We start from the raw sequence: 24,966 nt of genomic DNA on the forward strand, positions 1-24,966 counted from the left end.
CCGGCGGATTGACCGGCATCAAAGGTTAGCCAACTATCCAGTAAAAGTGATTGATGCAGATCAAAAATCTGGAGACCCGCGGTGCCTGTCACCATGGGGTCTGCCGGCCATGCGTTGCGCTTACTTCACCCGCTGCTTCTCCAGCTTGCGCGCCAGGGTACGCCGGTGCATGCCGAGGCGCCGCGCCGCCTCCGAGATATTGAACTCGGTCTCGGCCAGCACGGCGTGGATATGCTCCCACTCCAGCGTCTTGACGGAAGTGGCGCGGCTGGTCAGCTCCACTTCCGCGCTGCCGGCCACGTGCTCGAAGGCCGCCTCGATATCGTCCGTGTTGGACGGCTTGGCCAGGTACTGGCAGGCACCCAGCTTGACCGCTTCCACCGCCGTGTTGATGCTGGCATAGCCCGTCAGCACGACGATCAGCATGGCCGGGTCGTGCTGGTGCAGCATCTGCACGCAGGACAGGCCGGACGAATTGCCCTTCAGCTTCAGGTCCACCACGGCGTAGCCCGGCTCGCCCGGCGCCAGCCCGGGCAGCAAGGCCGACGCCTCGTCCACGTTGGCGGCGTGCAGCACGCGGTAGCCGCGCCGCTCGAACGAACGTCCCAGGGTGCGGGCGAAGGCCTCGTCGTCCTCGACGATCAAGAGGGTGCGCTGGGGCGCGTCATCGGTCATGCAGTGTCCTTTTCCAGTGCGAGGGTCGACAGCGGCAGGCGGATCGTCACCTCGGCGCCCCCTTCGGCGCGATTGCGGGCGGCCACGGTGCCGCCCAGCGTGCGCGCCACGTTCACGACCAGGAACAGCCCCAGCCCGCTGCCCGGCCGGCCCTTGGTGGAATTATACGGTTTGCCCACCTGGGCCAGCACCGCCGGCTCGAAGCCGGGGCCGCGGTCGGTCACGCGCAGCACCAGCTCGCCGTCCGCGCGCAGCGCCTCCATGCCGACCCAGCCCGGCGAGGCCTCGCGGGCGTTGTCCAGCACGTTGTGCACCATCTGCTTGAAGGTTTCGTCGAACACGATGGAAAGGTCGGCACCGATGCGGTTGTCGTACTCGAACGCCTCCACCGGCCGGCTGGCCTGCCACTCGCGCGCCAGCTCGTCGAGGAAGGTGCGCAAGGTGGTGCGGGTGGACGACTCGCCGCGCGTCTCGCCGGCCGACAGCAGGATGCCGCTGACGATGGCCTTGCAGCGCTTGAGCTGCGCCTGCATCTCGCCGATCTCCTCCAGCAGTTCGGGATTGCGCGCGAACTCCGGCATGCGCTTCCAGTCGCCCAGGATGACGGACAAGGTGGCCAGCGGCGTGCCCAGCTCGTGCGCGGCACCGGAGGCCAACAGGCCCATGCGCACCACGTGCTCCTCCTCGGCCGCACGCTGGCGCAGGTTGGCCAGCTGGGCGTCGCCGGCGCGCAGGTTGGCGGTGATGCGGGTGATGAAGAACACCAGGAGGCCGGCGATCAGCATGAAGCAGATCAACAGGCCCTGCACGTACAGCGACTCGATGCCCCGTTCGTGGTCCAGTGCCAGCGGCAGCGGCAGGTAGTAGCGCGACAGCCCGGCCATGCAGACGACCGTGACGAGCACGAAGGTCCAGGCATAGGCGGGCCGCAGCAGCACGGCCGACAGGATCACCTGCAGCAGATAAAGGAAGGCGAACGGGTTGGTGGCGCCGCCGGACAGGTACAGCTGCGACGTCAGGATGGCCACGTCCACCAGCAGCGCCATGAACAACTCGGTGTTGCGCACCATGCGCACTTCGTGCCAACGCAGGTGGCTGGCCACGTTGAAGGCCATCAGGCAGGCCAGCACCTGCAACATCGGCACCAGCGGCAGGCGGATGTCGTAGACCAGGTTGGCGCCGGCGATCGTCGTCACCTGGCCCATCACGGCGAACCAGCGCAGCTGGATCAGCTGCATCATGTTCTTGTGGCCGGCCGCGAACTCCACGCCGGCGGCCGCCGCCCTTTCCTTCAGGCGGAACCGTCGTTCGGGTACCTCAGTCGTCTCGGGCGCGTTGTGCCTCGTCATTCGCTCTCGTCCTGCGTTTTTCATAGCGCAAAACGAGATAATAGCCGCCCGCGACCATTGCCGCCAGAGCGAACCAGGTCAGGGCGTAGACGAGATGATTGTTCGGGAAGGCGATCACGGTCAGGCCGCCGACCGGTTTTTCGCTGGCGTCCATCGGGTATTCCTGGCCGGCCGGGGCGTCGACGAAGTACGGCGCCACGTTGCGCAGGCCGCGCTTGGCGGCGATGGCCGGGACGTCGCGCACGTACCAGCGCTCATTGGCCGGGTCGTTCTCGCGCAGCAGGCGCCCTTTCGGCTCGGGCAGGCGCAACAGGCCGATGACCTCGGCCGCCGGGCCGAACCCGCCGGCACAGGGCTCGGCCCCCGCCACCGGCGGCGCCGGCATGTCCAGGTCGCCGGAGCGCATCGGCACGAAGCCGCGATTGACGAAGATGATGCCGTCGTCCGTGCACAGGGGCGTCATCAGCCAGAAGCCGATGCCTCTTGCGGTGGTGGTCTGGACGCGGGTGGTGTATTGGTAGAGGAATTTGCCGGACACCCGCACGCGGCGGTATTCGTCCGATTCCGCGCTCACGCGGGCCCACTGCTGCGGGCCCGGTGGCGGGACGGGTGCCGCGTTGACGCGGCTGTTGACACGTTCGATCAGGTCAAGCTTCCATTGCAGCCGCTTGACCTGCCACGTGCCCAGTGCGGCGAACACGCAGAACAACAGCACCGCGCAGGCGGCCAGGACGATCTTCGCTCCCGACGAGCCGCGCGGTGCCGCCATCATGGCATGTCGTGCACTTGTTGCGGCGTATGGCCTTCCATGACCGGCATCATGTTCTTGTTCATGTGGTACATGACCCAGATCGAGCCGGCCAGGGTGATGACGACGATGATCACGGTGAAGATCAGCGCCAGCATGTTCCAGCCGCCCTCGGACTTCGAGTTCATGTGCAGGAAGTAGACCATGTGCACGACCATCTGCACGGCCGCGAAGCCGAGGATGACGTAGGCCGTGGTGGCCGGGCTTTCGATCACGTGGTTCATCACGAGCCAGAACGGGATCGCCGTCAGGATCACCGACAGCACGAAGCCGATCACGTAATCCTTCATCGTGCCGTGCACGGCGGAGCCGTCGTCATGGCCGTGATCGTCGTGACCGTGGTCGCCATGGCCGTGGTGGTGATTATGGTCGCTCATGGCAGGACTCCCATCAGGTAAACAAAGGTGAACACGCCGATCCAGATCACGTCCAGGAAGTGCCAGAACAGCGACAGGCAGTTCAGGCGGCGCATATTGGCCGTGTGCAGGCCGTGCTTGCTGATCTGCACCATCAGGGTGACCAGCCAGATCGCGCCGAACGTCACGTGCAGGCCGTGGGTGCCGACCAGCGCGAAGAACGCCGTCAGGAAGGCGGAACGCTGCGGACCGGCGCCCTGGTGGATCAGGTGCATGAACTCGTAGATCTCGACGCCCAGGAAGCACAGGCCGAAGATGCCGGTGATGCCCAGCCAGAGCAGCGTGCCGCCCTTGTTCTTGACCTTCGCTTGCAGCATCGCGAAGCCGTAGGTGATCGACGAGAACAGCAGGAAGGCCGTGTTCAGCGCGATCAGCTTCAGGTCGAACAGCTCGCCGCCGGACGGGCCGCCGGCGTAGTTGCGACCCAGTACGGCATAGGTCGCGAACAGGCAGGCGAAGATCAGGCAGTCGCTCATCAGGTAGATCCAGAAACCCAGCATCGTGCCGTGTTCCGGATGGTGCTCGCGCACGAGGTAGCGCGAGCTCGGGTCGGCGCTCATCGCGCCGGCGGAGGTTACGTTAATGTCAGACATGGCTTCCCAGCAAAGCGGTGTGGCGGTCCTCGGTACGGGTCACTTCTTCCGCCGAGATGTAGTAATCGCGCTTGTAGTTGAACGTGTGGACGATGATCGCGACCATCATGGCGACGAAACCGATGACAGCCAGGGCCCACATATGCCAGATCGTCGCGAACCCGACCACGGCCGACAGCGCGGCGATGATGAAGCCCGCACCGGTATTGGCCGGCATGTGGATCGCCACGAAGTCCTTCAACGGACGCTTGTAGCCGTTCTTCTTCATGTCGGCCCAGGTGTCGTTGTCGTGCACGACCGGGGTGAACGCGAAGTTGTAGTCAGGCGGCGGCGACGACGTCGACCACTCCAGCGTACGGCCATCCCACGGGTCGCCCGTCACATCGCGCAGCTTCTTGCGGCGCAGGAACGACACGCCGAACTGGATCAGCATCGCGCCGATACCGACGGCGATCATCAGCACGCCGACGAAGGCGATCTGGAAGTACGGCGCCAGCGACACATCCTCGATGTGGTTCAGGCGGCGCGTCACGCCCATGAAGCCCAGTGCGTACACCGGCATCCAGGCCACGTAGAAGCCGATCACCCAGAACCAGAACGACACCTTGCCCCAGAACTCGTCGAGCTTGAAGCCGAACGCTTTTGGGAACCAGTAGTTGATACCGGCGAACAGACCGAACAGCACGCCGCCGATGATGACGTTGTGGAAGTGCGCGATCAGGAACAGCGAGTTGTGCAGCACGAAGTCGGCCGGCGGGATCGCCAGCATGACGCCCGTCATGCCGCCGATCGTGAACGTGACCATGAAGGCGACGGTCCACATCATCGGCAGTTCATAGCGGATGCGGCCGCGGTACATCGTGAACAGCCAGTTGAACAGCTTGGCACCGGTCGGGATCGAGATGATCATCGTGGTGATGCCGAAGAACGAGTTCACCGACGCACCGGAACCCATCGTGAAGAAGTGGTGCAGCCAGACCAGGTACGACAGGATCATGATGACGCAGGTCGCGTACACCATCGAGGTGTAGCCGAACAGGCGCTTCGAGCAGAACGTCGACACGACTTCCGAGAAGATGCCGAAGCACGGCAGGATCAGGATGTAGACCTCGGGGTGGCCCCAGATCCAGATCAGGTTCACGTACATCATGGCGTTGCCGCCCAGTTCGTTCGTGAAGAAGTGGGTGCCCAGCAGGCGGTCCATCGACAGCATGCCCAGCACGGCCGTCAGCACCGGGAAAGCGGCGACGATCAGGATGTTGGTGCACAGCGCGGTCCAGGTGAACACCGGCATCTTCATCAGTTCCATGCCGGGGGCACGCATCTTGACGATCGTGACCAAGAGGTTCACGCCGGAGAGCAATGTCCCCACCCCGGCGATCTGCAATGACCAGATGTAGTAATCCACCCCCACGTCAGGCGAGGCCAGGATGCCGGACAGCGGCGGGAACGCCAGCCAGCCGGTACGGGCGAATTCACCGACGAACAGCGAGGCCATGACCAGCACGGCGCCCATGGTCGTCATCCAGAACGAGAAGTTGTTCAGGAACGGGAAGGCCACGTCGCGCGCGCCGATCTGCAGCGGCACCACGTAGTTCATCAGGCCCGTAATGAACGGCATCGCCACGAAGAAGATCATGATCACGCCGTGGGCGGTGAAGACCTGGTCGTAGTGGTGCGGCGGCAGGAAGCCGGCGTTGTCGCCGAAGGCGATGGCCTGCTGGGCACGCATCATCAGCGCGTCGGCGAAGCCGCGCAGCAGCATGACGAGACCCAGGATCATGTACATGATGCCGATTTTTTTGTGGTCGATACTGGTAAACCAGTTCTTCCACAGGTAACCCCAGACGCGGAAATACGTCAGGGCGCCGACGAGCGCGAGCCCGCCCAGGACGACGGCGGCGAACGTGACGAGCAGAATCGGTTCGTGGAACGGAATCGCTTCCCAGCTCAGCCTGCCGAAGATCGGATCGGTTTCAGTTGGATACGCTTGCATTGTTACTCTTCATGGAAATGGTGGGCTTGTCGGCAGGCGTCGTGCATACCTCGGCACCCAGTTGAGCGACGCTGGCGACTTGGCCGGCTTCGCGCTTCTTGCTTGCTTCGTGCTGCGCCTTCTTGTGCGCGGCCGCATTGGCGTTGCGCATCTGGTCCTCGTGCATCTGCTGGGCCATGCACTTCGTGCCCGGTTCGACGCACAGGTTGACGATGGCGCTGTACAGGGTCGGATCGACCGCCGCGTAACGGCGTACCGGGTCCTTCTCGCTCGGCTTGGCCAGCTGCAGGTAGTCGGTACGGGTCAGTTCGCCGCCGCCGGCCTTCGTCTTGGCCACCCACGCGTCGAAGTCACCCTGCGGCATCGCGTGGTACTTGAAGCGCATGTGCGAGAAACCGGCGCCGCTGTAGTTTGACGAGAAACCGTCGTACGTGCCGGCCTTGTTCATGACGGCATTGAGCTGCGTTTCCATGGCCGGCATCGTGTAGATCATGCCTGCCATCGCCGGGATGTAGAACGCGTTCATCACGGTGGAGGCGGTCATCTTGAACTTGATCGGACGGTCGACCGGCGTCACCAGTTCGTTGACGGTGGCGATGCCCTGCTCCGGGTAGATGAACAGCCACTTCCAGTCCAGCGCCACCACTTCCACCGTCATCGGCGTGACGCCGGCGGGGATCGGACGCTTCTCGTCCAGGCGCTGCAGCGGACGGTACGGGTCCAGCAGGTGGGTGCTGATCCAGGTGATCGCGCCCAGCACGATGATCAGCAGCAGGGGCACGCCCCAGATCACCAGCTCCAGCTTGGTGGAGTGGTCCCAGTCGGGATCGTATTTTGCCGCGGTGTTATTTTTACGATAACGCCAGGCGAACAGCAACGTGAGGAAGATGACGGGAACGACGATCAGCAGCATCAGGAAAGTCGAGATGACCACCAGATGAGCCTGCTGCGCCGCGATATCACCGGACGGATTCAACACCACCGTATTGCAGCCGGCAAGCCACAACAGGGGGAGAAGCATCAGTCCGCTGCGAACTTTTGATGATTTCATTAAGTTATGTGCGCTACAGAGGATTGAGAACATGTTACTGTACCGTTACAGGCATGCGGAATGGAATTGGACACTTTGTCCCACCCCCGGTGTCATGCCCGCTGCCATCACTGGCGGCCGGGACGGTGGTCAACTCGGTGTTCAGCTATACGGCGCGGCTATACGGCGCAGCTGTACGGCACGACTGTACGGCGTTCAAGTGGCGCATTTTGCTAAGACTTGTGAACAATGACATGAGAGACATAAGGTAACGACCATGGCAACGACTACTTTTGACGGCACCCACCCTCCAGGCCAACCGGATTATCAGCCAAGTCCGACCAGTGGCGGCGCACGCAACATTAATGCTAGGGACGGCGAGATCCATCCCGGCGAAATCGCCGTCGGCGTCGTGATCGGGCGCGCTTCCGAGTACTTCGACTTCTTCGTCTACGCGATCGCCTCGGTGCTCGTGTTCCCCTCGCTGTTCTTCCCGTTCGACGACCGGCTCAACGCCACGTTGTATTCTTTCGTCATCTTCTCGTTCGCCTTCATCGCCCGCCCCTTCGGCACCCTGCTGTTCATGTGGGTGCAGCGGCGTTATTCGCGCGAAGGCAAGCTGACCGGAGCCCTGTTCCTGCTCGGCACGGCCACCGTGGGCATGGCCTTCCTGCCCACTTATGCCGAAGCCGGCAATACCGGCATCGTGCTGCTGGCCTTCTTCCGCATCTGCCAGGGCATCGCCCAGGGCGGCTCGTGGGATGGCCTGCCGTCGCTGCTGGCCCTGAACGCGCCGCAGAACAAGCGCGGCTGGTATGCCATGCTGGGCCAGCTGGGCGCACCGGTCGGCTTCATCGTCGCCGCCGGTATCTTCGCCTACATGGTGGCCAACCTGTCGGCGCTCGACTTCCTCGACTGGGGCTGGCGCTTCCCGTTCTTCGTGGCCTTCGCCATCAACGTGGTCGCGCTGTTTGCCCGCCTGCGCCTGGTCTCCACGCCTGAATACTCGCGGCTGCTGGACGAACGCGAGCTGGAGCCGGTCGGCCTGTCCGAGCTGTCCCACACGCAAGGCCGCAACATCATCATCGGCGCGCTGGCCGCGCTGGCCAGCTATGCGCTGTTCCACCTGGTCACCGTGTTCCCGCTGTCGTGGGTGCAGCTGTACTCGACCCGCTCGCTGGACGGCTTCCTGGTGCTGCAGATGTGGGGCGCGGCGCTGGCGATCGTCGGCACCGTCGCTTCCGGCCTGATCGCCGACCGCTTCGGCCGCCGCACCACGCTGGGCACGCTGGCCGCGCTGATCGCCGTGTTCTCCGGCTTCGTGCCGACCTTGATGCAGGGCGGCGAGATGGGCCAGAACATCTTCATCCTGGTCGGCTTTGCCCTGCTGGGCCTGTCGTACGGCCAGGCGGCCGGCGCCGTGACGGCCAACTTCGCGCCGCGTCACCGCTACACGGGCGCGGCGCTGACGTCCGACCTGTCCTGGCTGGTCGGCGCCGCGTTCGCCCCGCTGGTGGCACTGGGCCTGTCGGCGCACTTCGGCCTGGGTTATGTCAGCCTGTACCTGCTGTCGGGCGCGGTCGGCTCGCTGGCGGCTTTGTCGGTGAACCGGGCGCTGGAAATCCGCGATTGATGTGACGCCCGGCCGGCCCGCGGCTCGTCAAGGCTTGGGGTCTGTCCCTGCAAGGGACTGACCCCGGTTTTACTTGGCGACCGGAATGATGACGCGGTAGGCTGGCAACAAACCGTTCTTCCCTGCCGCGGAAGAAAACCGGGGTCAGTCCCGAAGGGACAGACCCCAAGCACGGAACGCCGTCGGTGGCTTTGGAAGACTCGCGGTGGGTTCAGCGTCCGCTGCCCAGCAGGACAGCCGCCTCCCGCTCCGGCACCGGCCGGCTGCACAGGAAGCCCTGGATCTCGTCGCAGCCCTCCTCCTTCAGGTAGGCCAGCTGCTCGGGCGTTTCCACTCCCTCGGCGATGATGCGGAACGCCAGGCTGTGGCCCAGCGCGATGATCGAGCGCACGATCGCCGCCCCGGGGGGATCGTCCAGCATGTCGCGCACGAAACTCTGGTCGATCTTCAGGTAGTCGATCGGGAAGCGGCGCAGGTAGTTCAGGCTCGAATAGCCCGTGCCGAAGTCGTCGATCGACAGGCAGATGCCCATCTCCTTCAGCTGGCTCATCGCGGCGATGACGACGTCCACGTTGTGCATCATGACGCTTTCCGTCAGCTCCAGCTCCAGGTAGCGCGGCTCCAGGCCGCTCACTTCCAGCGCGTCCTTCACTTCCTGCACGAAGGCGGCGTGGCGGAACTGGCGCGCCGAGACGTTGACGGCCACCGGCACCGGCGCCAGCCCGGCCTGCTGCCACGCCACCGCCTGCAGGCACGCGGTCTTGAGCACCCATTCGCCGATCTCGACGATGCGCCCGGTTTCCTCGGCCACGCTGACGAAGCGCACCGGCGACACCAGCCCCAGTTCGGGATGCTGCCAGCGCAGTAGCGCCTCCAGCCCCACCACACGGCCGCTGACGCAATCCACCCGCGGCTGGAAATACAGCAGGAACTCGTTGCGCACCAGTGCATGGCGCAGGTGACCTTCGATCAGCGTGCGCTCGGTCACGCGGTCGTTCATCTCTTCCGTATAGAACTGCAACTGGTTGCGGCCGCCGTCTTTCGCCCGGTACAGCGCGATGTCGGCATGCTTGAACAGCGAGGAACCCGTTTCGCCGTCGCGCGGATAGACCGCCACGCCCATGCTGCAGGTGAGGGCCAGGTCGTGCGCGCCGAGGCGCATCGGCGCGCTGACGGCCTCCAGGATCGTCTGCACGGTGCGTTGCGACAGGCCGCCACCGGGCTGGTCCAGCAGCAGTAGGATGAATTCGTCGCCGCCCAGGCGCGCCACCGTGTCCGAGTCGCGCAGGGCCGCGCGCAGGCGTTCGCCCACCGTCTGCAGCAGGCTGTCGCCGACCGCGTGGCCCAGGGTATCGTTGATCAGCTTGAAGTTGTCCAGGTCCAGCACCACCACCCACAGCTGGTTGCGGTAGCGCGCCGCGTAGCTGATGGCCTGGTCGAGGCGGTCGCGGAACAGGTTGCGGTTGGGCAGGCCCGTCAATGCGTCGTGGGTGGACTGGTGCTCCAGGTCCTGCTGGTAGCGCATCGTGTCGGTGATGTCGTTGATGACGCCGACCCAATGCGTCACCTTGCCGCCGCTGTCCAGCACGGGCGCGATGTGCAGCTGGTTCCAGAACAGCGTGCCATCCTTGCGGTAGTTGCGCAGCACCACGGTGGCCTCGCGGTTGGTCTGCAGCGCGTCGCGCAGCAGGTACAGGCCTTCCTGATCGCGGTCGTCGGCCTGCAGGAAGCGGCAGTCCTGGCCCACCACGTCGGCCAGCTCGTAGCCGGAAATGCGGGCGAAGGCGGGATTGGCGTAGACGATCACATCCTGCCGGTTGACCTGGCGCGTGATGACGATGGCGTTGACGCTGGCGTCCAGCGCCCGGCTCTGCAGGCGCAGCGTCTCCTCGGCCTTGCGGCGCGACGTGATGTCCTCCAGCGTGCCCAGCATGCCGATGATGGCGCCTTCCGGACCGTACAGGGGCAGCTTGTTGACGAGGTAGCGGCGCTGTTTGCCGTCCGGCCCCGTCAGCGTGTCTTCCCTGTCCAGCAGCGGGTGGCCGGTGTCGACGACGATGCGGTCCTCGGCCGCCATGCGCTGGGCCTGGCGGCGCCAGATCAGGTTCTCGTCGCTCTTGCCCACCACTTCCTGCGGATCGTCCAGCCCGGCCGCTTCGGCGAATACCCGGTTGCAACCGACGTAATGCAAGTCGAGGTCCTTCCAGTACACCTGGTGCGGCATCGTGTCGATCAGGCTGCGGTACAGCTGCTCCGAGCGGTACAGGGCCCGCTCGGTGGCCTGCTGCGCCGTCACGTCCAGCGCGAACACCAGGCGGGCCCGGTGCCCCAGGTAGGTCACCGCGTGGGACGAGATGCGCACCGCGATCGGCGTGCCGTCGCGCTTCAGGTGGGTCCACACGCCGGACGACTGCGGCATCTTCTGCTCGCCGGCCGTGGTCGCCAGGTCCGCGTCCAGGCGCGCGTGCTCGTCGCGCGGGCGGATGTCGCGGATCGTCATGTGCAGGAACTCATCCGTCGTGTAGCCATAATGGCGGCAAGCGGCGGCATTGACGCGCAGGAAGCGCAGCGTGTCGACGTCGTAGATCCACATCGGCTGCGGATGGTCCTGGAACAGGTCGCCGAAGCGCGTCAGGATGCGCGCCGCGGCGGCATGCGGACTGCGGCCGTACACGGGCAGGCCCTTCCTTCGATTCGCTGCGGCACGATACTGGCCTTTCATGCGGCTCCCCGGCAGTGGTCCATGTGATAACTATATCCCAGGCGGGCCGCACTGTGCGCAATGCCGTCGTGGCGGGACCGCCACAGCACCGCCAATGCCGAGCTCGTGTCCTACCGTGGGGTCACGGCACCAAAGTGGGACACGGCCTCGGCGGTGACAGCGCGGGCTGCGCCGACAGCGCGCTGCGGCGTTTTCCTACGCCGCGTGCCGCGTTGGCGTTCTAACATGAGACGTTGCCAAGACAAGGAGAAGACGATGTTTTCACTGAACAAGCTGAGCCCGACGATCACGGACATGATCCGCTTCGACCACTCGCACACACTGGTGACGTTCCACCAGTACACGACGACCCAGAAGCCGAAGGTGAAAAAGGCGCTGGCGGAAACGATCTGCACCGCGCTGGAGATCCACGCCACGCTCGAAGAGGAGATTTTCTATCCCGCGATGCGCGAGCTGGAGGGCAGTGACCCGACCATGCTGAAAGCCGAGCCGGAGCATAACGAGATGCGCCGCGTCATCGCCGCCCTGCGCGCGACCGACGCCGCCGACCCGCGCCACGACCAGCTGATCCATGAGCTGATGCGCGACGTGATGCACCACGTGGCGGACGAGGAAACGGTACTGCTGCCCGATGCCGAGCGGCTGATGACGCAGGACCGCCTGAGCGAGCTGGGCGCGCAGATGACGAAGCGCCGCATGCAGCTGGTCACGCCGCAGGCCGGCAAGATCGCCCGCGACACGGCGGTGGGCTTCTCCGGCAGCACGGCGGCGATGGTGGTGGGCGTGGCCGGGGCCGCGTTTGCCGCCAGCAAGCTGCTGGGGCGCAAGCCGGCGCATGCATAGGGTCTGCGGCGCTGGAGGCATTGGGGTCTGTCCCTTCAGGGACTGACCCCGAAGTTTGCTGGCGGATCAAAAGAACTTCGGGGTCCGTCCCAAAGGGACAGACCCCAAAAAAAAGCCGGGCGGCGCAACTGGTGCGCGGCCCGGCAAACGCCGACATTTCCCTGCTAGAAGAATCCCGTCAGCGGGGGATGATCAGAAGGTTTCCCACTCGTCGCCGCCCACCGTTTCGGTGACGCGGCTCTTGGCCTTGGCCGGCACGACCGGGGCCACCGCGCGCGGCGACGGCAGGCTGGCGCGCGGTGCCGCCGCCACGGCCGGCGCAACCGCCGGCTCGGCGTCCACACCACCGATGCGGAACTCACCCACCAGCGCCACCAGCGTGTCGGCCTGGTGCTGCAGGCTTTCCGCCGCGGCCGCCGCCTCTTCCACCAGCGCCGCGTTCTGCTGCGTCACGCCGTCCATCTGCACCACCGCCTGGTTGATCTGGGCGATGCCGCTGCTTTGCTCGCCGCTGGCCGCGGCGATCTCGCTGATGATGGCGGCCACGCGCTGCACGCTGGCCACCACCTCGTCCATCGTGCCGCCGGCATCGGCCACCAGCCGGCTGCCCTGCTCCACCTGCGTGACCGAGTCGCCGATCAGCTGCTTGATCTCCTTGGCCGCCGACGCGCTGCGCTGCGCCAGGTTGCGCACCTCGCTCGCCACGACCGCGAAGCCGCGGCCCTGCTCGCCGGCGCGCGCCGCTTCCACGGCCGCGTTCAGCGCCAGGATATTGGTCTGGAAGGCGATGCCGTCGATCACGCTGATGATGTCCACCACCTTGTTCGACGAGGCATTGATCGAGGCCATCGTATCGACCACCTGCGCCACCACGGCGCCGCCGCGTACCGCCACTTCCGAGGCCGAGGCGGCCAGCTGGCGCGCCTGGACCGCATTGTCCGAGTTCTGCTTGACCGTGCTGGTCAGCTCCTCCATCGACGCCGCCGTTTCCTCCAGCGCGCTGGCCTGCTGCTCGGTGCGGGCGGAGAGGTCATGGTTGCCCTGGCTGATCTCGGCGCTGGCCACCGCCACCGCGTCCGAGCTGTGGCGCACCCGCGCCAGCACGTGTTCGATCTTGGCCACGAAGTCGTTGAAGCCGCGGCCGATCACGGCCAGCTCGTCGTTGCCCCGTACCGTCAGGCGCGCCGACAGGTCGGCATTGCCGCCGGCCAGCTGCGTCATCGTGCGGGCCAGGCTGCGCAGCGGCCGGGTCAGGCGATTGAGCGTGCACACCATCGCCACGGCGGCGGCCAGCGCGCACAGCACCGAGACCAGCGTGGTATACATCAGCAACTCGCGCGCGGCGGCCGTGGCCACGCTGCGCGGGAACGACAGGCGCACGGCCCACGGGGCGATGTCCGGATGCAGCAGCAGCGGCTGCAGCATGTGGACGACGCCCTCGGCGTCCTCGTATTCATGCGACTTGCCGGCCTTGACGGCGGCCAGCGCCGCGGGCGGCAGGTCCTGCGCTGCCTTGCCGTTGCGTGCCGCATCGGGATGGCTGGCATACATGCCGCCGTTCGAGACCAATGCCAGGCTGCTGCCTTCCATCGTCGTCATGTCGGCCAGGATCTTGCCCAGCTGCGTCAGCATCAGGTCGGCCGTGGTCACGCCGGCGAACTTGCCCTCGATGACGATGGGCGCCACCAGCGACGCCATCAGCACGTCCTTGCCGTTGACCGGATACACATACGGGTCGGTAAACAGCACCTTGCCGGTGCGCTTGGGCACGTCGTACCAGTCGTTCGCGCCCGGCGCCGTGGTGAACTCGATCGGCGTGACGGCCACGCCGCCGGCCGGATTGCGGGTGAAGTACGGCATGTGGCGGCCGCTGGCGTCCCACGTGGGACCCTTGCCGGCGTAGTCGGCGTCCTTGCCGTCCAGCGCGTCCGGTTCCCAGGCGATCGCGGTACCGACGATGTCGTCCGACGACAGCAGCACGGCCTTGGCGACCTCGATCTGCTGCTCGCGCGTCAGCGCCATGCCGGTGCCGCGGGTCGCGCGCAAGGCGGCGCTGACGCCCTGCACCGTCGACAGGTTGGCGGTGATGCGGCTGGCCAGCGCATGCGCGGCCTCGCGGCTGGTCGTATGGGCCAGCTTCAGCGCCGCGTCTTCCGCGCTGGCGCTGCTGCGCAAGCCCGTGACGGCCGCCGTGATGGCCAGGCTCAGCACCACGAGCGCCGTGGCGGCGGCACAGATGCGGGCGTTCAGGGACAGCGCCAGGCGGGGTTTGCTCATCTCGGTCATGAAGTCGTGCTGCGATAAAGGACTCGTTAGAAGGTACGCGTCAGCGACACCACCAGGGCGCCTTTGCTCACGTCGCTGTAGTGCAGCGTGCCGCCGCTCGGCACGCCGGTCGTGTAGCTCTTGTAGATGTCGGTCTTGCCCCAGGCGCGGGTGTAGGCCACGGCCGTGCTCCAGCCGCCGCCCAGGGTCTTCGTCACGCCGGCCTTGGCATCGCGCCAGTTCCAGATGTCGTTGCCGTTGCCGGCCACGCGGCCATCGCCGGCGTGCAGGTTCAGGGTCCAGCCGTCGCCCAGGTCATGATTCACGCCCACGTCCAGGTAGCCCGTGCCGCGCGCATTGGTGATGCCGAAGAAGTCCTTCGTCACCGTGTAGTTGTACTTGCCATAGAAGGATTTGTAGGTCAGGCCGGCCGACAGTTCCGCGTAGTCGAACTTGGTGCCCGTGGCGCTGATCACGGCGCCCGGGTACTTGTAGTAGTACGCCAGCGCGCTGTAGCCGATGTCGCCCACGCTGCCGCTGTAGCCGCCATAGATGTCCCATTCCACCGTGCCCTTCTCGACGAAGCGGTCGCTGATGGTCGAGACCCAGGTGCCGGCCGACCAGCCGCTCGGGTGCGCGTAATCCAGGCCCGCCTGCGCGGCCGGCTTGCCCCAGGTCTGGCGCACGCCACGCGAGACGTACTGCGACACGACGCTGGCGTTGCCGGTCAGCGTGGCACCGGCCGCGGCGTCCTCGGCGTGGGCGAGCGAGGGGGCGAAAAGGGAGGCGCTGCAAAGCGACAGGCAAAGCGCGGGCATCAGCCGTCCGAGGCCATTGTTCATGGTAGTGATCCGTAAAAAGTCAGTGGCGGCGGCGCCGCGGGAAAGGAAAGGTTGAAGTATCCGTACAGCAATAGTACAACGAGGGCTCGTGAATATTGGTGAGATTTAACCTTTCAACCACGCATTTTTACGTTTGACGCACATCAATACAACAGAACGGCGCCCGTCGTTGCAGGCGTTCTAACGAGTTGCCAGGGGCGCATCGGCTTTGCCAGCACCCGCCGGTGGCGTGGTACACTGCGGCCCTCATCCAAGCCATCATGCGCTTCGTCCATCCCGTCAAAAACCTGAAATCCAGGCTCACCGTCGTCATCACGGCCCTGGTCTTCGTATCCAGCGTCCTGCTGGCCCTGGCCGCGCTGACGCTGGCCGAGCGCGAAATGGCGGGCCTGGTGGGCGACCGCGAGTTTGCCCTGCTGTCGAGCGCGGCCGGGCACCTGGAGCGCGACCTGGACGCCAAACGCACGCTGCTGCGGGCCATCGCGGAAGGGGCGCATCCGGACAGCCTGGCCGAGCCCGGTGCCGTGCAGGCCTACCTGGAGCGCCATGGCACGCTGCGCGAGCAGTTCTTCAACGTGGTGGCCTTCGATGCCAGCGGCACGCTGGTCGCCAGCCTGACGGACCGGCGCCAGATCGGCACCTTCTCGGGCGCCGACCGGCCGTATTTCACGCAGACGGTCAGCGCCCACGAAGGCATCGTGTCGCAGCCCTTTCGCAGCAAGCTGTCCGGCCGTCCCGTCGTGCTGCTGACCGAACCGGTGTACGACGCGGCCGGCCGGCTGGTCGTCATCCTGGCCGGCGGCATCGACCTGGGCCAGCCTTCCTTCCTGGGCCAGCTCGAACCCTTGAAGCCGGGCCGCAGCGGCTACCTGTTCCTGCTGGCGCCGGACGGCACCATCCTGCACCACCCGGACACGCGCCGCATCCTGCGCAAGGTCAGCGAGGAGGCGGGCGGCGTGATGCCCACCACACAGCGCGCGCTGGCCGGCTTCGAAGGCTGGAGCCGGGCCCCGACCAAGGCAGGCGTGGACGCGCTGATCGGCTACAAGCGGGTGCCATCGACCGGCTGGATCGTCGGCATCGTCTACCCGGCGGCGGAGGCGTTCGCGCCGCTGATCGCGCTGCGCCGCGCCGCGATGCTCCCGACCACGCTGCTGGCGCTGCTGGCCGGCCTGCTGGGCTGGCTGGCCATCCATCGCCTGCTGCGCCCACTGGAAACCCTGCGCACGCAGATCGCGCGGGTCGAGCGCGGCGAGGCCGACATCGACGTGCTCGACCTGTCGCGCCGCGACGAGGTGGGCGCGCTGAGCCGCGCGTTCCACTCGCTGACCCGGCTGCGCGCCCGGGCCGACGAGGAGATGGCACGACTGGCCCGCACCGATTCGCTGACGGGGCTGCACAACCGGCGCGTGTTCGAAGCGGAGCTGGACAAGGCGCTGCTGCGCGCCAACCGCAGCGGCAGCCGCGTCGCGGTGGCCTATCTCGACATCGACCGCTTCAAGCAGATCAACGACACCCACGGCCACGCCACGGGCGACCTGGTGCTGGTCGAATTCGCCCGCCGCCTGCGCGCCACGGTGCGCGTGACGGACACGGTCGCGCGCCAGGCCGGCGACGAATTCGTCGTGCTGTTCGAACACCTTGGCGCCAGCGAGGAACTGGCGGCCCTGGGGCGCAAGATCGTCGAGGCGATGCGCCCCGCCTTCCTGGCCGACAGCATCGACCTGGCCGTCACCACCAGTGTCGGCCTGGCCGTGGCCGCCCCCGGCATCGGCCGCGACGCGCTGCTGCGCCAGGCCGACGAGGCCTTGTACGCGGCCAAGGCAGCGGGCCGCGACGGCTACCGCGTGGTGCCGCCGCCGCCGCTCGACACCGCCAACACGCTGGCACACTGAGCGGCCTTGCCGCCATGGCCCCGCCATGCATTAGAATCATGCAACTTCTTCAATCACCAAGCGGCGGAGATCCATGGCAGCAACATCACAACACGAGCTCAAACGGGGCCTGAAGAGCCGCCACATCCAGCTGATCGCACTGGGCGGCGCCATCGGCACGGGCCTGTTCCTGGGCATCGCGCAGACCATCCGCATGGCCGGCCCGTCCGTGCTGCTGGGCTATGCGATCGCCGGCATCATCGCCTTCCTGATCATGCGCCAGCTGGGCGAGATGGTGGTGGACGAGCCGGTGGCCGGTTCGTTCAGCCACTTCGCCGACAAGTACTGCGGCCCGCTGGCCGGTTTCCTGTCGGGCTGGAACTACTGGGTGCTGTACGTGCTGGTCAGCATGGCCGAGCTCTCGGCCGTGGGCATCTACGTGCAGTACTGGTGGCCGGACATTCCCACCTGGGTGTCGGCACTGGCCTTCTTCGTCATCATCAACGGCATCAGCCTGGCCAACGTCAAGGCCTTCGGCGAGATGGAGTTCTGGTTCGCCATCATCAAGGTGGTCGCCATCGTCGGCATGATCGGCTTCGGCGCCTGGCTGCTGGCCTCCGGCAACGCGGGACCGGAGGCCTCGGTCGCCAACCTGTGGCGCCACGGCGGCTTCTTCCCGAACGGCGTGATGGGCCTGGTGATGGCGATCGCCGTCATCATGTTCTCGTTCGGCGGCCTGGAACTGGTCGGCATCACGGCGGCCGAGGCGGACGACCCGGCCCGCACGATCCCGAAGGCCACCAACCAGGCCATCTACCGCATCCTGATCTTCTACATCGGCGCACTGGGCGTGCTGCTGTCGCTGTACCCGTGGCAGAAGGTCGTCACCGGCGGCAGCCCGTTCGTGCTGATCTTCCACGCGCTGGACAGCGACTGGGTGGCGACGATGCTCAACATCGTCGTGCTGACGGCGGCGCTGTCGGTCTACAACAGCTGCGTCTACTGCAACAGCCGCATGTTGTACGGCCTGGCGTTGCAGGGCAACGCCCCGCGCACGCTGCTGAAGGTGAACCGGCGCGGCGTGCCACTGGCGGCGCTGGGCGTGTCGGCGCTGGCGACGGGCATCTGCGTCAGCGTCAACTACTTCATGCCGGGCAAGGCGTTCGAGCTGCTGATGGGGCTGGTGGTGTCGGCCCTGATCATCAACTGGGGCATGATCAGCTGGATCCACCTGCGCTTCCGCGCCCACAAGCGCCAAGCGGGGCTGGCCACCGGGTTCCCGAGCCCGTGGTATCCGCTGTCGAACTGGCTGTGCCTGGCCTTCCTGGCCGGCGTGCTGGGGGTGATGTATGCGACGCCCGAGCTGCGGCTGTCGGTGTGGCTGATTCCCGTTTGGCTGGGCGTGTTGTGCCTGGGGTATTGGAGCAAGCGCAAGGCGCCCGGGACGGTCGAAGTACTAGGGTCTGTCCCCAACGGGGACTGACCCTGGTTTTTATCGCTACCGGATGCCAAACGATTAAAACCGGGGTCAGTCCCCTGCGGGGACCGCCCCCAGCCCCTCACACGTCGGCGGGATCGGCGGCACGTCCCGCCGCCGCCCCGGGCCGCACCACCACGCTGCGATTGCGCCCGGCGCGCTTGGCCTCGTACAGCGCCATGTCGGCCGTGTGCAGCAGCGCCTCGGCCGTGTCGCCCTCTTCCGGCAGCACCGAGCACAAACCGACGCTGGCCGTGACGAACGGCGCCGTCGGTGCCGTCGGGTGCGCGATGTTCAGCGCCGCGATGCGCCGGCACAGCCAGTCGCCGTAGGTCAGCAGGCCATCGTGATCGGTGTTCGGCAGCAGCACGACGAATTCCTCGCCGCCGTAGCGCGCGGCCAGTTCGCCGGGGCGGCGCGCGCCCTCGCGGATCGCGCCGGCGACCTGCTGCAGGCAAACGTCGCCCTGCTGGTGGCCGTAGCGGTCGTTGTACAGCTTGAAGTGGTCGACGTCCACCAGCGCCAGGCCCAGCGGCATGCGGTGGCGGCGGTGGCGGGCGAACTCGGTCGCCAGCTGGTTGTCGAAATGGCGCCGGTTGAACAGGCCCGTCATGCCGTCCTGGTGCGCCAGGCCGTCCAGCGTGGCCAGCGCGGCCTGCAGGCGCAGGTGGGTGCGCACGCGTGCCTGCACCACGGCGGCGTTGAGCGGCTTGGGGATGAAATCGACGGCGCCGGCGTCCAGGCAGGCGATTTCCGCTTCCGGGGTGGACTGGGCCGTGACGAAGATGATGGCGCTGCTGCGCAAGGCCGGATCGCTGCGGATCACGTCGCACACGGCAAAACCATCCATGCCCGCCATCTCGACGTCCAGCAGGATCAACTGGGGCCGTTGCAGCCGCGCGATGTCGATCCCGGCCGCGCCGCTGGTGGCGAACAGCACCCGCGCCTGGCCGCGCACCATGGCGGACAACAGCCGGATCGTGTCCGCGTTGTCGTCGATGATCAGGATCGTGCTGTCAGCTTGGGGCGCAGCGCTCATTGGTCCTCCTCTTTCATGTCGTTATCTCCGGCTTGACGCAGCGCCGACGGCAGCGCCGCCAGCACCGCATCGAAATCCAGCGCGGCCATCGCGGCGGCCAGCGCCGCGCCTTGCTCCGGCGCCAGCTGCCCCGCCAGCCAGCCGCGCAACGTCTCGTACTCGGTCACGGCGTCCAGGTCGCGCTGGGCCAGCAGGGCCAACCAGTGCGCCCAGCCGGCCGGCATGCCGTCCGCGTCATGCTCTCCTTGCGGCGCCGGCGCGGCCGGGGCCTGCGTCGCCAGCCAGGCGCGCGCCGCCGCGGTGGTGGCGTTCAGTTCGCGCGCCACGTCCTCGAACAGGACCGTCGCCACCGCCTCGCGGCCGTCGCGCAGCGCGCCTTCCAGCCGCAGCGAGACCTGGGCGAAGTCGCGTGCCCCCAGGCTGCCGACCGAGCCGCGCAGCGCGTGCAGCACCGAGGCGGCCGTCTTGGCGTCGCCTTCCTGCCAGACTGCGCGGGCCCGGCCCAGCTCGGCCGGGGCCTCGCGCGCCATGCGCTCGACCAATCCGACCAGGGCCTGGCGCTGGCCGGCGTCGGCCGCGCTCAGCGCCGCCAGCCGGTCCACGTTGAACGTGGCCGCGGGCGCCGCCATCGGGGCCACCGGTGGCGCCGGCGCACGGCCCAGGTGCTGCCGCAAGCTTTCCATCATCTGCTCCACATCGACCGGCTTGGCGATGAAATCGTTCATGCCGGCCGCCAGGCACTGCTCGCGCTCGGCCGCCGTGACGCCGGCGCTCATCGCCAGGATCGGCTGGCGTACCCCCAGCCGGGTGCGCAGCTGCCGGGTGGCCGTATAACCGTCCATCACCGGCATCTGCACGTCCATCAGCACCAGGTCGAAGCGCGCCGGGTCGGCGCTCATCGCGTCGACGGCCTCCTGGCCGTTCCACACGGCCGTCACAATGGCGCCGGCGGGTTCCAGTATACCTTTCGCCACCAGCTGGTTGAGCGCGTTATCCTCGACCAGCAGGATGCGCGCGCCGTCCAGGCCGCTGGCGCTGGCCGCCACGCTGGCGCGCGGGGCCGGCAGCGTCGGCCGGCTGGGCGCCGCCAGGGCGCCACGCAGGCTGGCCGCGGTGAGGGGCCGGGCCAGCGCGACCGCTTGCGGCAACGCCGGCACCGCGCGGTCCGCGCCACCGGTCAATTGCAGCAGCGCGACGGCGTGGCCGGGCCAGCGCGCCGCATGCTCGTCCAACAACTGCTGCACGCCGGCCTGGGCCGCGCCCGCCAGGATGGCGTCCACGCTGGCCTCGCGCAGCTGTGCCGAGGCCGCCGCCATATCGGCCGCCGCCACCACGTTCCAGCCCAGCTGCTGCGCCGCGTGGACGCTGCCGGCGCGGCCGGCGGCGCTGGCGTCCAGCACCAGCAGGCGTCCCGCCGGGGGCGCCTCGGCCGTCGCGGCGCCGGCCGTGCTGGTCAGCGGCAAGGTCACCGTGAAGGTGCTGCCCTGCTCCGGCGCGCTGGCGACGGTGATGCGCCCGCCCATCAGCTCGACCAGCTGGCGGGCGATCGCCAGGCCCAGGCCAGTGCCGCCGTAGCGCCGCGAAATGCCGGCATCGGCCTGCTCGAACGGCCGGAACAGCCGCGCCATCTGCTCCTCGCTGATGCCGATGCCGCTGTCGCGCACGTCGATGCGCAGGGTGGTGGTGCTGCCGTGCTGGGCGATGCGGGCGAACGTCACCACCACTTCGCCCTCGGCGGTGAATTTGAGCGCGTTGCCGACCAGGTTCAGCACCACCTGCTGCAGCCGGGTGGCATCGCCGATGTAGGCGGCCGGGAGGTCCGGCGCCACGTCCACGACGAGGTTCAACGCCTTGTCGCTGGCACGCATCGCGGTGGCGACGGCCTCCACCAGCTGTGCCAGCTGGAACGGCAGCGCCGCGATGTCGATGCGGCCAGCCTCGATCTTGGAGAAGTCGAGCACGTCGTTGATGATGCCGACCAGCGTCTTGCCGCAGGACTGGATCATGCCCACGTATTCGCGCTGCGGCGGCGTCAGGTCCGTGCCGTCGAGCAGGTGGGTCAGGCCCAGTACCGCATTCATCGGGGTACGGATTTCATGGCTGACGTTGGCCACGAACTCGCTCTTGGCGCGGCTGGCCGCCTGCGCCAGCCGCTCGTTGCGGGCCTGGCTCAGTTCCGCCATTTTACGATCCGTGATGTCGGTCACCATCGTGTGGAAGCCCAGCACGGTGCCGTCGGCGTCGATATTGGGGATGTAGTCGCCCATGAAGTAGCGTGGCCAGCCCGGGTGCTGGAAGTCGGTCTCGAAGTGCACCGGCTGGCCGGCCAGCGCCTGCGCCACGTAGGGCTCGAGCACGGCGTAGGCGGCTTCGCCCAGCACGTCGCGCATGTGCCGGCCCACGATCTCGTCGGTCGTGACGCCCAGCGTGGCGCCGTAGCTGCGGTTGGCGAAGCGGTAGATGGTCTCCCTGTCGACGTAGCCGATCAGGGCGGGATTGTTGTCCGCCATCGTGCGCAGGAAGCGTTCGCTGTCGGCCAGGCGGCGCTCGGCCTCGCGGCGCGCCGTGATGTCGCTGCTGGCCACCACCGCGCCCAGGCGCGTGCCTTCGGCACTGACCAGCGCGTGGCCGGAGCACAGCAGGTGGCGCACCGCCCGGCCCGGCGGCGCGATGACGATCTCCTGGCCGCTGATGGTTTCGCCGGCCAGGGCACGGGCCAGCGGCACCGCGTGCGGCGGCACCGGCGCGCTGCCGTCCGGCAGGTACACACTGCAGTGGTGCAGCCAGTCGGTGCGCAGCGCGGCATCGCGCGGCACGCCATAGATCTCGCGCGCGGCGCGGTTGAACAGGGTCAGGTTGCCGGCCTCGTCGCAGGCCACCACGGCCACGTCGATCGCTTCCAGCACGGCGGCCAGCAGGGTGCGCTCGCTTTCCAGCTCGCGCTCGATGCGCCGGCGCACCGAGATATCGTTGAGGAAGGCGCCGAACGAGCGCTCGCCGGCGACGTCGACCAGGCCGATCGTCATCTCGACGGGAAATTCGCTGCCGTCGCGCCGCAGCGCCATCAATTCCAGCCGGCGCCCCAGCACGCGCGCCTCGCCCGTGGCCAGGAAGCGCCGCATGCCGCGCTGGTGCGCGTCGCGCAGCGCGGGCGGAATCAGCACTTCGTGCAAGGGCCGGCCCAGCACCTCGTCGCGGCGCCAGCCCGTGATGTGCTCGGCCTGTGGGTTCCAGTCCGTGATGCGGCCATCGCTGTCCATGCCGACGAAGGCGTCCTGCGCCGTCTCCAGGATCGTGCGGATGCGTTCCTCGCTGCGCCGCACCGTGTCCAGCGAGCGCGCCAGGTCGCCGGTGCGCTGGGCCACGCGTTCTTCCAGCTGGACGTTCATCGTCGTCAACTGCTTCTGTTGTTCCTGCAGGCGCCGCAGGCTGGCGTTGACGGCCCCCGTCAGCGCGGCCAGCTCGAAGAAGCTGCCCGGGGCCACGTCGATCGAATGCTGGTCGCCCTGCTCGATGGCGGCGGCGGACGTGGCCGCGTCCAGCAGTGGCTGCGTGATGCGGCGCGACACGCGCCAGCCCAGCAGCGAGAAGGCCAGCGCGACGGCGACGCCGACGCCGAACACGCGCAGCTGCAGCTCGCGCACGGGGGCGTAGGCCAAGCGCGCCTCCTGGCGCGTCAGCACGACCCAGCCCAGCCCGGCGTAATCGCCATAGCCGCTGGTGGCGGCGGCACCGACCAGGTAGGTGCGGCCGTCCGGCCAGCGCTCCTCGGCGCTCTTCGGTACGCCGCCGCGCGCGGCCGCCAGGCTGAGCGATTGGACCACGCTGCCGGCCAGCCCTTCCGGTCCGGACAGCACCTTGCCGTCGCGGTCGACGATCAGGGTCTGCTCGCCGCCGCTGGCGGCCATGTCGATGCGGCTGCGGATCTGCTCGGCCCAGCGCCAGTGCAGGTGCGCACCCAGCACGTAGGCTGGCTTGCCGTTCTCGCCAGGCACGGGGAACGCGATATCGACGAAGCGCGCGGGACCGCCGGCCTGGGCCGGCAGCAGCTTGGCCAGCAGCTTGGCCTCGTGCACGTCATGCACGTACTTGCCCTTCAGGGCGCCGGAAAACCAGGGCCGCTTCGACACGTCCACGCCCTCCAGCAACTCGCCGGTCGAGGCGCGCACGATGCCGTCCAGGCTGACCAGGCCGATCCATGCGTACATCGGATAGCTGCCCTGCAGCTGCTCGATCGTATCGCGCCGTACCTGCACCGGCACGCCGGCCGCGCTCAGTTCATGGCGTCCGGCCAGCATGCGCACCTCGCGGTAGCGCTCGTGCATCGTCGCGTCCAGCTGCTCGGCGCCGTGGCGGGCGCGCTCGGCCAGGCCCGCGCCGATCATGCGCTTCAGTTCTTCGGTGGACAAGTGGCCCAGCAGGACGACCAGGACGACGGTCAGCAGCAGCGCGCTGACGGAGGCCCATAGGGCCAGCGAGGTGCCCAGGCGCTGGCGCGGCAGGATCGGGGAAAAGCTCATGATGCACGGCCCGGGCAACGGGCGAACGATGGAAACGGACGGGTTGGCGAAGCGGCACGACCGGCTGGCATGGGATCTTTCCTGTATGACGGGGAACTACACAGGAACCGGGGGCTGGGGTTCGGGATACGGCTGGCGCGCGCAGCGGTGCGCGTGCCTTGCCGCGAGTGTACCCGAACATCGCTTGCAAGGGCGTAGCCGCTCCGTGCGGTGTTGCATCGAAGCAGCAGACATTACTGCAACCGCGGCGGCCGGCATGGCCGCCGCGGCAAGGGGCACGTTCAGGCGGCGTGCTGCAGCGAGCCCGGCACGTCGTTCTGCGAGAACGCCACGCGGAACTTGCCGCGGCGGTCGCCCATCAGCACGCGCAGCTGGGCGATCGTGATGTCGCTGACCTCGTGCATGCGGATCAGCAGCGACGGGCCGATGGCCAGGCGGAAGTGGCGGATCTTGCTGATCACGGGCGGCGCCACCTCGAGGGTGCGCGCCAGGGCGGCGTCGTTCTTCAGGTCCAGCACGTCGATCAGGTGGTCCAGCAGGCGGTTCGGATCGTAGTTCAGCAGCGCTTCGCCATTGCTGGCCTGGGCGGAAACGTGGGCAGCCGGCAGGGAAGCCATCGTCGGGGCGGTCGTCATTTGGGTCGTCATGTCATTCTCCAGTAAGTAGCAGTTCACGGGCCCCGGCGCAATGCCGGGACGTTAGACCGGATGCCAGCAGGAGGGGCCGTTGCGGCGCGTCGTGCAAAAAGCGGTACCGGCAAGTGTGAGATGCGCCAGGAGCGGCGTCCCCGCGGAGGTGAGGTGGGGAACTCGAATCCACGCGACGAGGGTTTGAGGGCGGTGGACTGGTTGGCATAGTGCACCAAAAATTCTTTAAATGCAATC

At 67.5% G+C, this 24,966-nt stretch carries 17 protein-coding genes; 4 read left to right on the forward strand and 13 right to left on the reverse strand.

The window, feature by feature from the left end:
- Nucleotides 1-120: 120 nt before the first annotated feature.
- From E7V67_014055 to cyoA, 7 genes are read right to left on the reverse strand one after another with little or no spacing between them, the layout of a single operon-like run.
- Nucleotides 121-675, reverse strand: coding sequence for a response regulator transcription factor (locus E7V67_014055; GenBank protein ID WUR16178.1), 555 nt, complete (start codon nt 673-675; stop codon nt 121-123).
- Nucleotides 672-2,024 (reverse strand): ATP-binding protein, encoded by a 1,353-nt coding sequence (locus E7V67_014060; protein WUR16179.1) that lies wholly within the window; start codon nt 2,022-2,024, stop codon nt 672-674. Before E7V67_014060 ends, E7V67_014055 begins: the two co-directional genes overlap by 4 nt.
- Nucleotides 1,993-2,796 carry an SURF1 family protein gene (locus E7V67_014065; protein ID WUR16180.1) on the reverse strand — a complete coding sequence of 268 codons (804 nt, stop codon included), beginning with the start codon at nt 2,794-2,796 and terminating at the stop codon, nt 1,993-1,995. The genes E7V67_014060 and E7V67_014065 overlap by 32 nt, the downstream gene beginning before the upstream one ends.
- Complete coding sequence (gene cyoD, locus E7V67_014070) at nt 2,793-3,209, reverse strand: cytochrome o ubiquinol oxidase subunit IV (protein ID WUR16181.1); 417 nt, start codon at nt 3,207-3,209, stop codon at nt 2,793-2,795. Before cyoD ends, E7V67_014065 begins: the two co-directional genes overlap by 4 nt.
- Entirely contained in the window at nt 3,206-3,841 is a 636-nt protein-coding gene (gene cyoC / locus E7V67_014075; protein ID WUR16182.1) for a cytochrome o ubiquinol oxidase subunit III, read from the reverse strand. Before cyoC ends, cyoD begins: the two co-directional genes overlap by 4 nt.
- Nucleotides 3,834-5,837: a cytochrome o ubiquinol oxidase subunit I gene (gene cyoB / locus E7V67_014080; protein WUR16183.1), complete on the reverse strand. Its 2,004-nt coding sequence runs from the start codon at nt 5,835-5,837 to the stop codon at nt 3,834-3,836. Before cyoB ends, cyoC begins: the two co-directional genes overlap by 8 nt.
- A complete protein-coding gene (gene cyoA / locus E7V67_014085) occupies nt 5,818-6,888 on the reverse strand; it encodes a ubiquinol oxidase subunit II (protein WUR16184.1) in 1,071 nt (356 codons plus the stop codon). Before cyoA ends, cyoB begins: the two co-directional genes overlap by 20 nt.
- A gap of 256 nt (nt 6,889-7,144) precedes the next feature.
- Between cyoA and E7V67_014090 the strand changes: the two genes are divergently transcribed.
- Complete coding sequence (locus E7V67_014090) at nt 7,145-8,500, forward strand: MFS transporter (protein WUR16185.1); 1,356 nt, start codon at nt 7,145-7,147, stop codon at nt 8,498-8,500.
- Nucleotides 8,501-8,711: 211 nt separating this feature from the next.
- Here the strand turns inward: E7V67_014090 and E7V67_014095 are convergent, their stop codons facing one another.
- Nucleotides 8,712-11,222 (reverse strand): EAL domain-containing protein, encoded by a 2,511-nt coding sequence (locus E7V67_014095; protein ID WUR16186.1) that lies wholly within the window; start codon nt 11,220-11,222, stop codon nt 8,712-8,714.
- A gap of 255 nt (nt 11,223-11,477) precedes the next feature.
- Here E7V67_014095 and E7V67_014100 point away from each other — a divergent pair, with 255 nt between their 5' ends.
- Nucleotides 11,478-12,065: a hemerythrin domain-containing protein gene (locus tag E7V67_014100; GenBank protein WUR16187.1), complete on the forward strand. Its 588-nt coding sequence runs from the start codon at nt 11,478-11,480 to the stop codon at nt 12,063-12,065.
- 192 nt (nt 12,066-12,257) lie between these two features.
- Here E7V67_014100 and E7V67_014105 read toward each other — a convergent pair whose 3' ends face one another.
- Nucleotides 12,258-14,342, reverse strand: a complete 2,085-nt coding sequence (locus tag E7V67_014105) for a methyl-accepting chemotaxis protein (GenBank protein WUR16188.1) — start codon at nt 14,340-14,342, stop codon at nt 12,258-12,260.
- A gap of 35 nt (nt 14,343-14,377) precedes the next feature.
- The gene (locus tag E7V67_014110; protein WUR16189.1) at nt 14,378-15,172 is read right to left on the reverse strand and encodes a TorF family putative porin; all 795 of its coding nucleotides are present in this window, start codon (nt 15,170-15,172) and stop codon (nt 14,378-14,380) included.
- Between the two features lie 260 nt (nt 15,173-15,432).
- Here E7V67_014110 and E7V67_014115 point away from each other — a divergent pair, with 260 nt between their 5' ends.
- A complete protein-coding gene (locus E7V67_014115) occupies nt 15,433-17,067 on the forward strand; it encodes a GGDEF domain-containing protein (GenBank protein WUR16190.1) in 1,635 nt (544 codons plus the stop codon).
- Between the two features lie 73 nt (nt 17,068-17,140).
- Complete coding sequence (locus E7V67_014120) at nt 17,141-18,529, forward strand: amino acid permease (protein WUR16191.1); 1,389 nt, start codon at nt 17,141-17,143, stop codon at nt 18,527-18,529.
- A 76-nt stretch (nt 18,530-18,605) separates the two neighbouring features.
- Here the strand turns inward: E7V67_014120 and E7V67_014125 are convergent, their stop codons facing one another.
- The 3 genes from E7V67_014125 to E7V67_014135 all read right to left on the reverse strand — a co-directional run bounded on the left by E7V67_014125 (nt 18,606) and on the right by E7V67_014135 (nt 24,699).
- Complete coding sequence (locus E7V67_014125; protein WUR16192.1) at nt 18,606-19,562, reverse strand: diguanylate cyclase; 957 nt, start codon at nt 19,560-19,562, stop codon at nt 18,606-18,608.
- Nucleotides 19,559-24,082, reverse strand: coding sequence for a PAS domain S-box protein (locus tag E7V67_014130; GenBank protein WUR16193.1), 4,524 nt, complete (start codon nt 24,080-24,082; stop codon nt 19,559-19,561). The genes E7V67_014125 and E7V67_014130 overlap by 4 nt, the downstream gene beginning before the upstream one ends.
- A gap of 281 nt (nt 24,083-24,363) precedes the next feature.
- The gene (locus tag E7V67_014135; GenBank protein WUR16281.1) at nt 24,364-24,699 is read right to left on the reverse strand and encodes a hypothetical protein; all 336 of its coding nucleotides are present in this window, start codon (nt 24,697-24,699) and stop codon (nt 24,364-24,366) included.
- Nucleotides 24,700-24,966 lie beyond the last annotated feature (267 nt).

Source organism: [Empedobacter] haloabium, from assembly GCA_008011715.2.
GTDB classification, from domain to species: Bacteria; Pseudomonadota; Gammaproteobacteria; order Burkholderiales; family Burkholderiaceae_D; genus Rugamonas; species Rugamonas haloabia.

Excerpts from the sequence above, each read along its gene's own strand:
- E7V67_014055 (WUR16178.1), bottom strand. The coding sequence starts at position 675 with ATGACCGATGACGCGCCCCAGCGCACCCTCTTGATCGTCGAGGACGAC.
- E7V67_014060 (WUR16179.1), bottom strand. The coding sequence starts at position 2,024 with ATGACGAGGCACAACGCGCCCGAGACGACTGAGGTACCCGAACGACGG.
- E7V67_014065 (WUR16180.1), bottom strand. The coding sequence starts at position 2,796 with ATGATGGCGGCACCGCGCGGCTCGTCGGGAGCGAAGATCGTCCTGGCC.
- cyoD (WUR16181.1), bottom strand. The coding sequence starts at position 3,209 with ATGAGCGACCATAATCACCACCACGGCCATGGCGACCACGGTCACGAC.
- cyoC (WUR16182.1), bottom strand. The coding sequence starts at position 3,841 with ATGTCTGACATTAACGTAACCTCCGCCGGCGCGATGAGCGCCGACCCG.
- cyoB (WUR16183.1), bottom strand. The coding sequence starts at position 5,837 with ATGCAAGCGTATCCAACTGAAACCGATCCGATCTTCGGCAGGCTGAGC.
- cyoA (WUR16184.1), bottom strand. The coding sequence starts at position 6,888 with ATGAAATCATCAAAAGTTCGCAGCGGACTGATGCTTCTCCCCCTGTTG.
- E7V67_014090 (WUR16185.1), top strand. The coding sequence starts at position 7,145 with ATGGCAACGACTACTTTTGACGGCACCCACCCTCCAGGCCAACCGGAT.
- E7V67_014095 (WUR16186.1), bottom strand. The coding sequence starts at position 11,222 with ATGAAAGGCCAGTATCGTGCCGCAGCGAATCGAAGGAAGGGCCTGCCC.
- E7V67_014100 (WUR16187.1), top strand. The coding sequence starts at position 11,478 with ATGTTTTCACTGAACAAGCTGAGCCCGACGATCACGGACATGATCCGC.
- E7V67_014105 (WUR16188.1), bottom strand. The coding sequence starts at position 14,342 with ATGAGCAAACCCCGCCTGGCGCTGTCCCTGAACGCCCGCATCTGTGCC.
- E7V67_014110 (WUR16189.1), bottom strand. The coding sequence starts at position 15,172 with ATGAACAATGGCCTCGGACGGCTGATGCCCGCGCTTTGCCTGTCGCTT.
- E7V67_014115 (WUR16190.1), top strand. The coding sequence starts at position 15,433 with ATGCGCTTCGTCCATCCCGTCAAAAACCTGAAATCCAGGCTCACCGTC.
- E7V67_014120 (WUR16191.1), top strand. The coding sequence starts at position 17,141 with ATGGCAGCAACATCACAACACGAGCTCAAACGGGGCCTGAAGAGCCGC.
- E7V67_014125 (WUR16192.1), bottom strand. The coding sequence starts at position 19,562 with ATGAGCGCTGCGCCCCAAGCTGACAGCACGATCCTGATCATCGACGAC.
- E7V67_014130 (WUR16193.1), bottom strand. The coding sequence starts at position 24,082 with ATGAGCTTTTCCCCGATCCTGCCGCGCCAGCGCCTGGGCACCTCGCTG.
- E7V67_014135 (WUR16281.1), bottom strand. The coding sequence starts at position 24,699 with ATGGCTTCCCTGCCGGCTGCCCACGTTTCCGCCCAGGCCAGCAATGGC.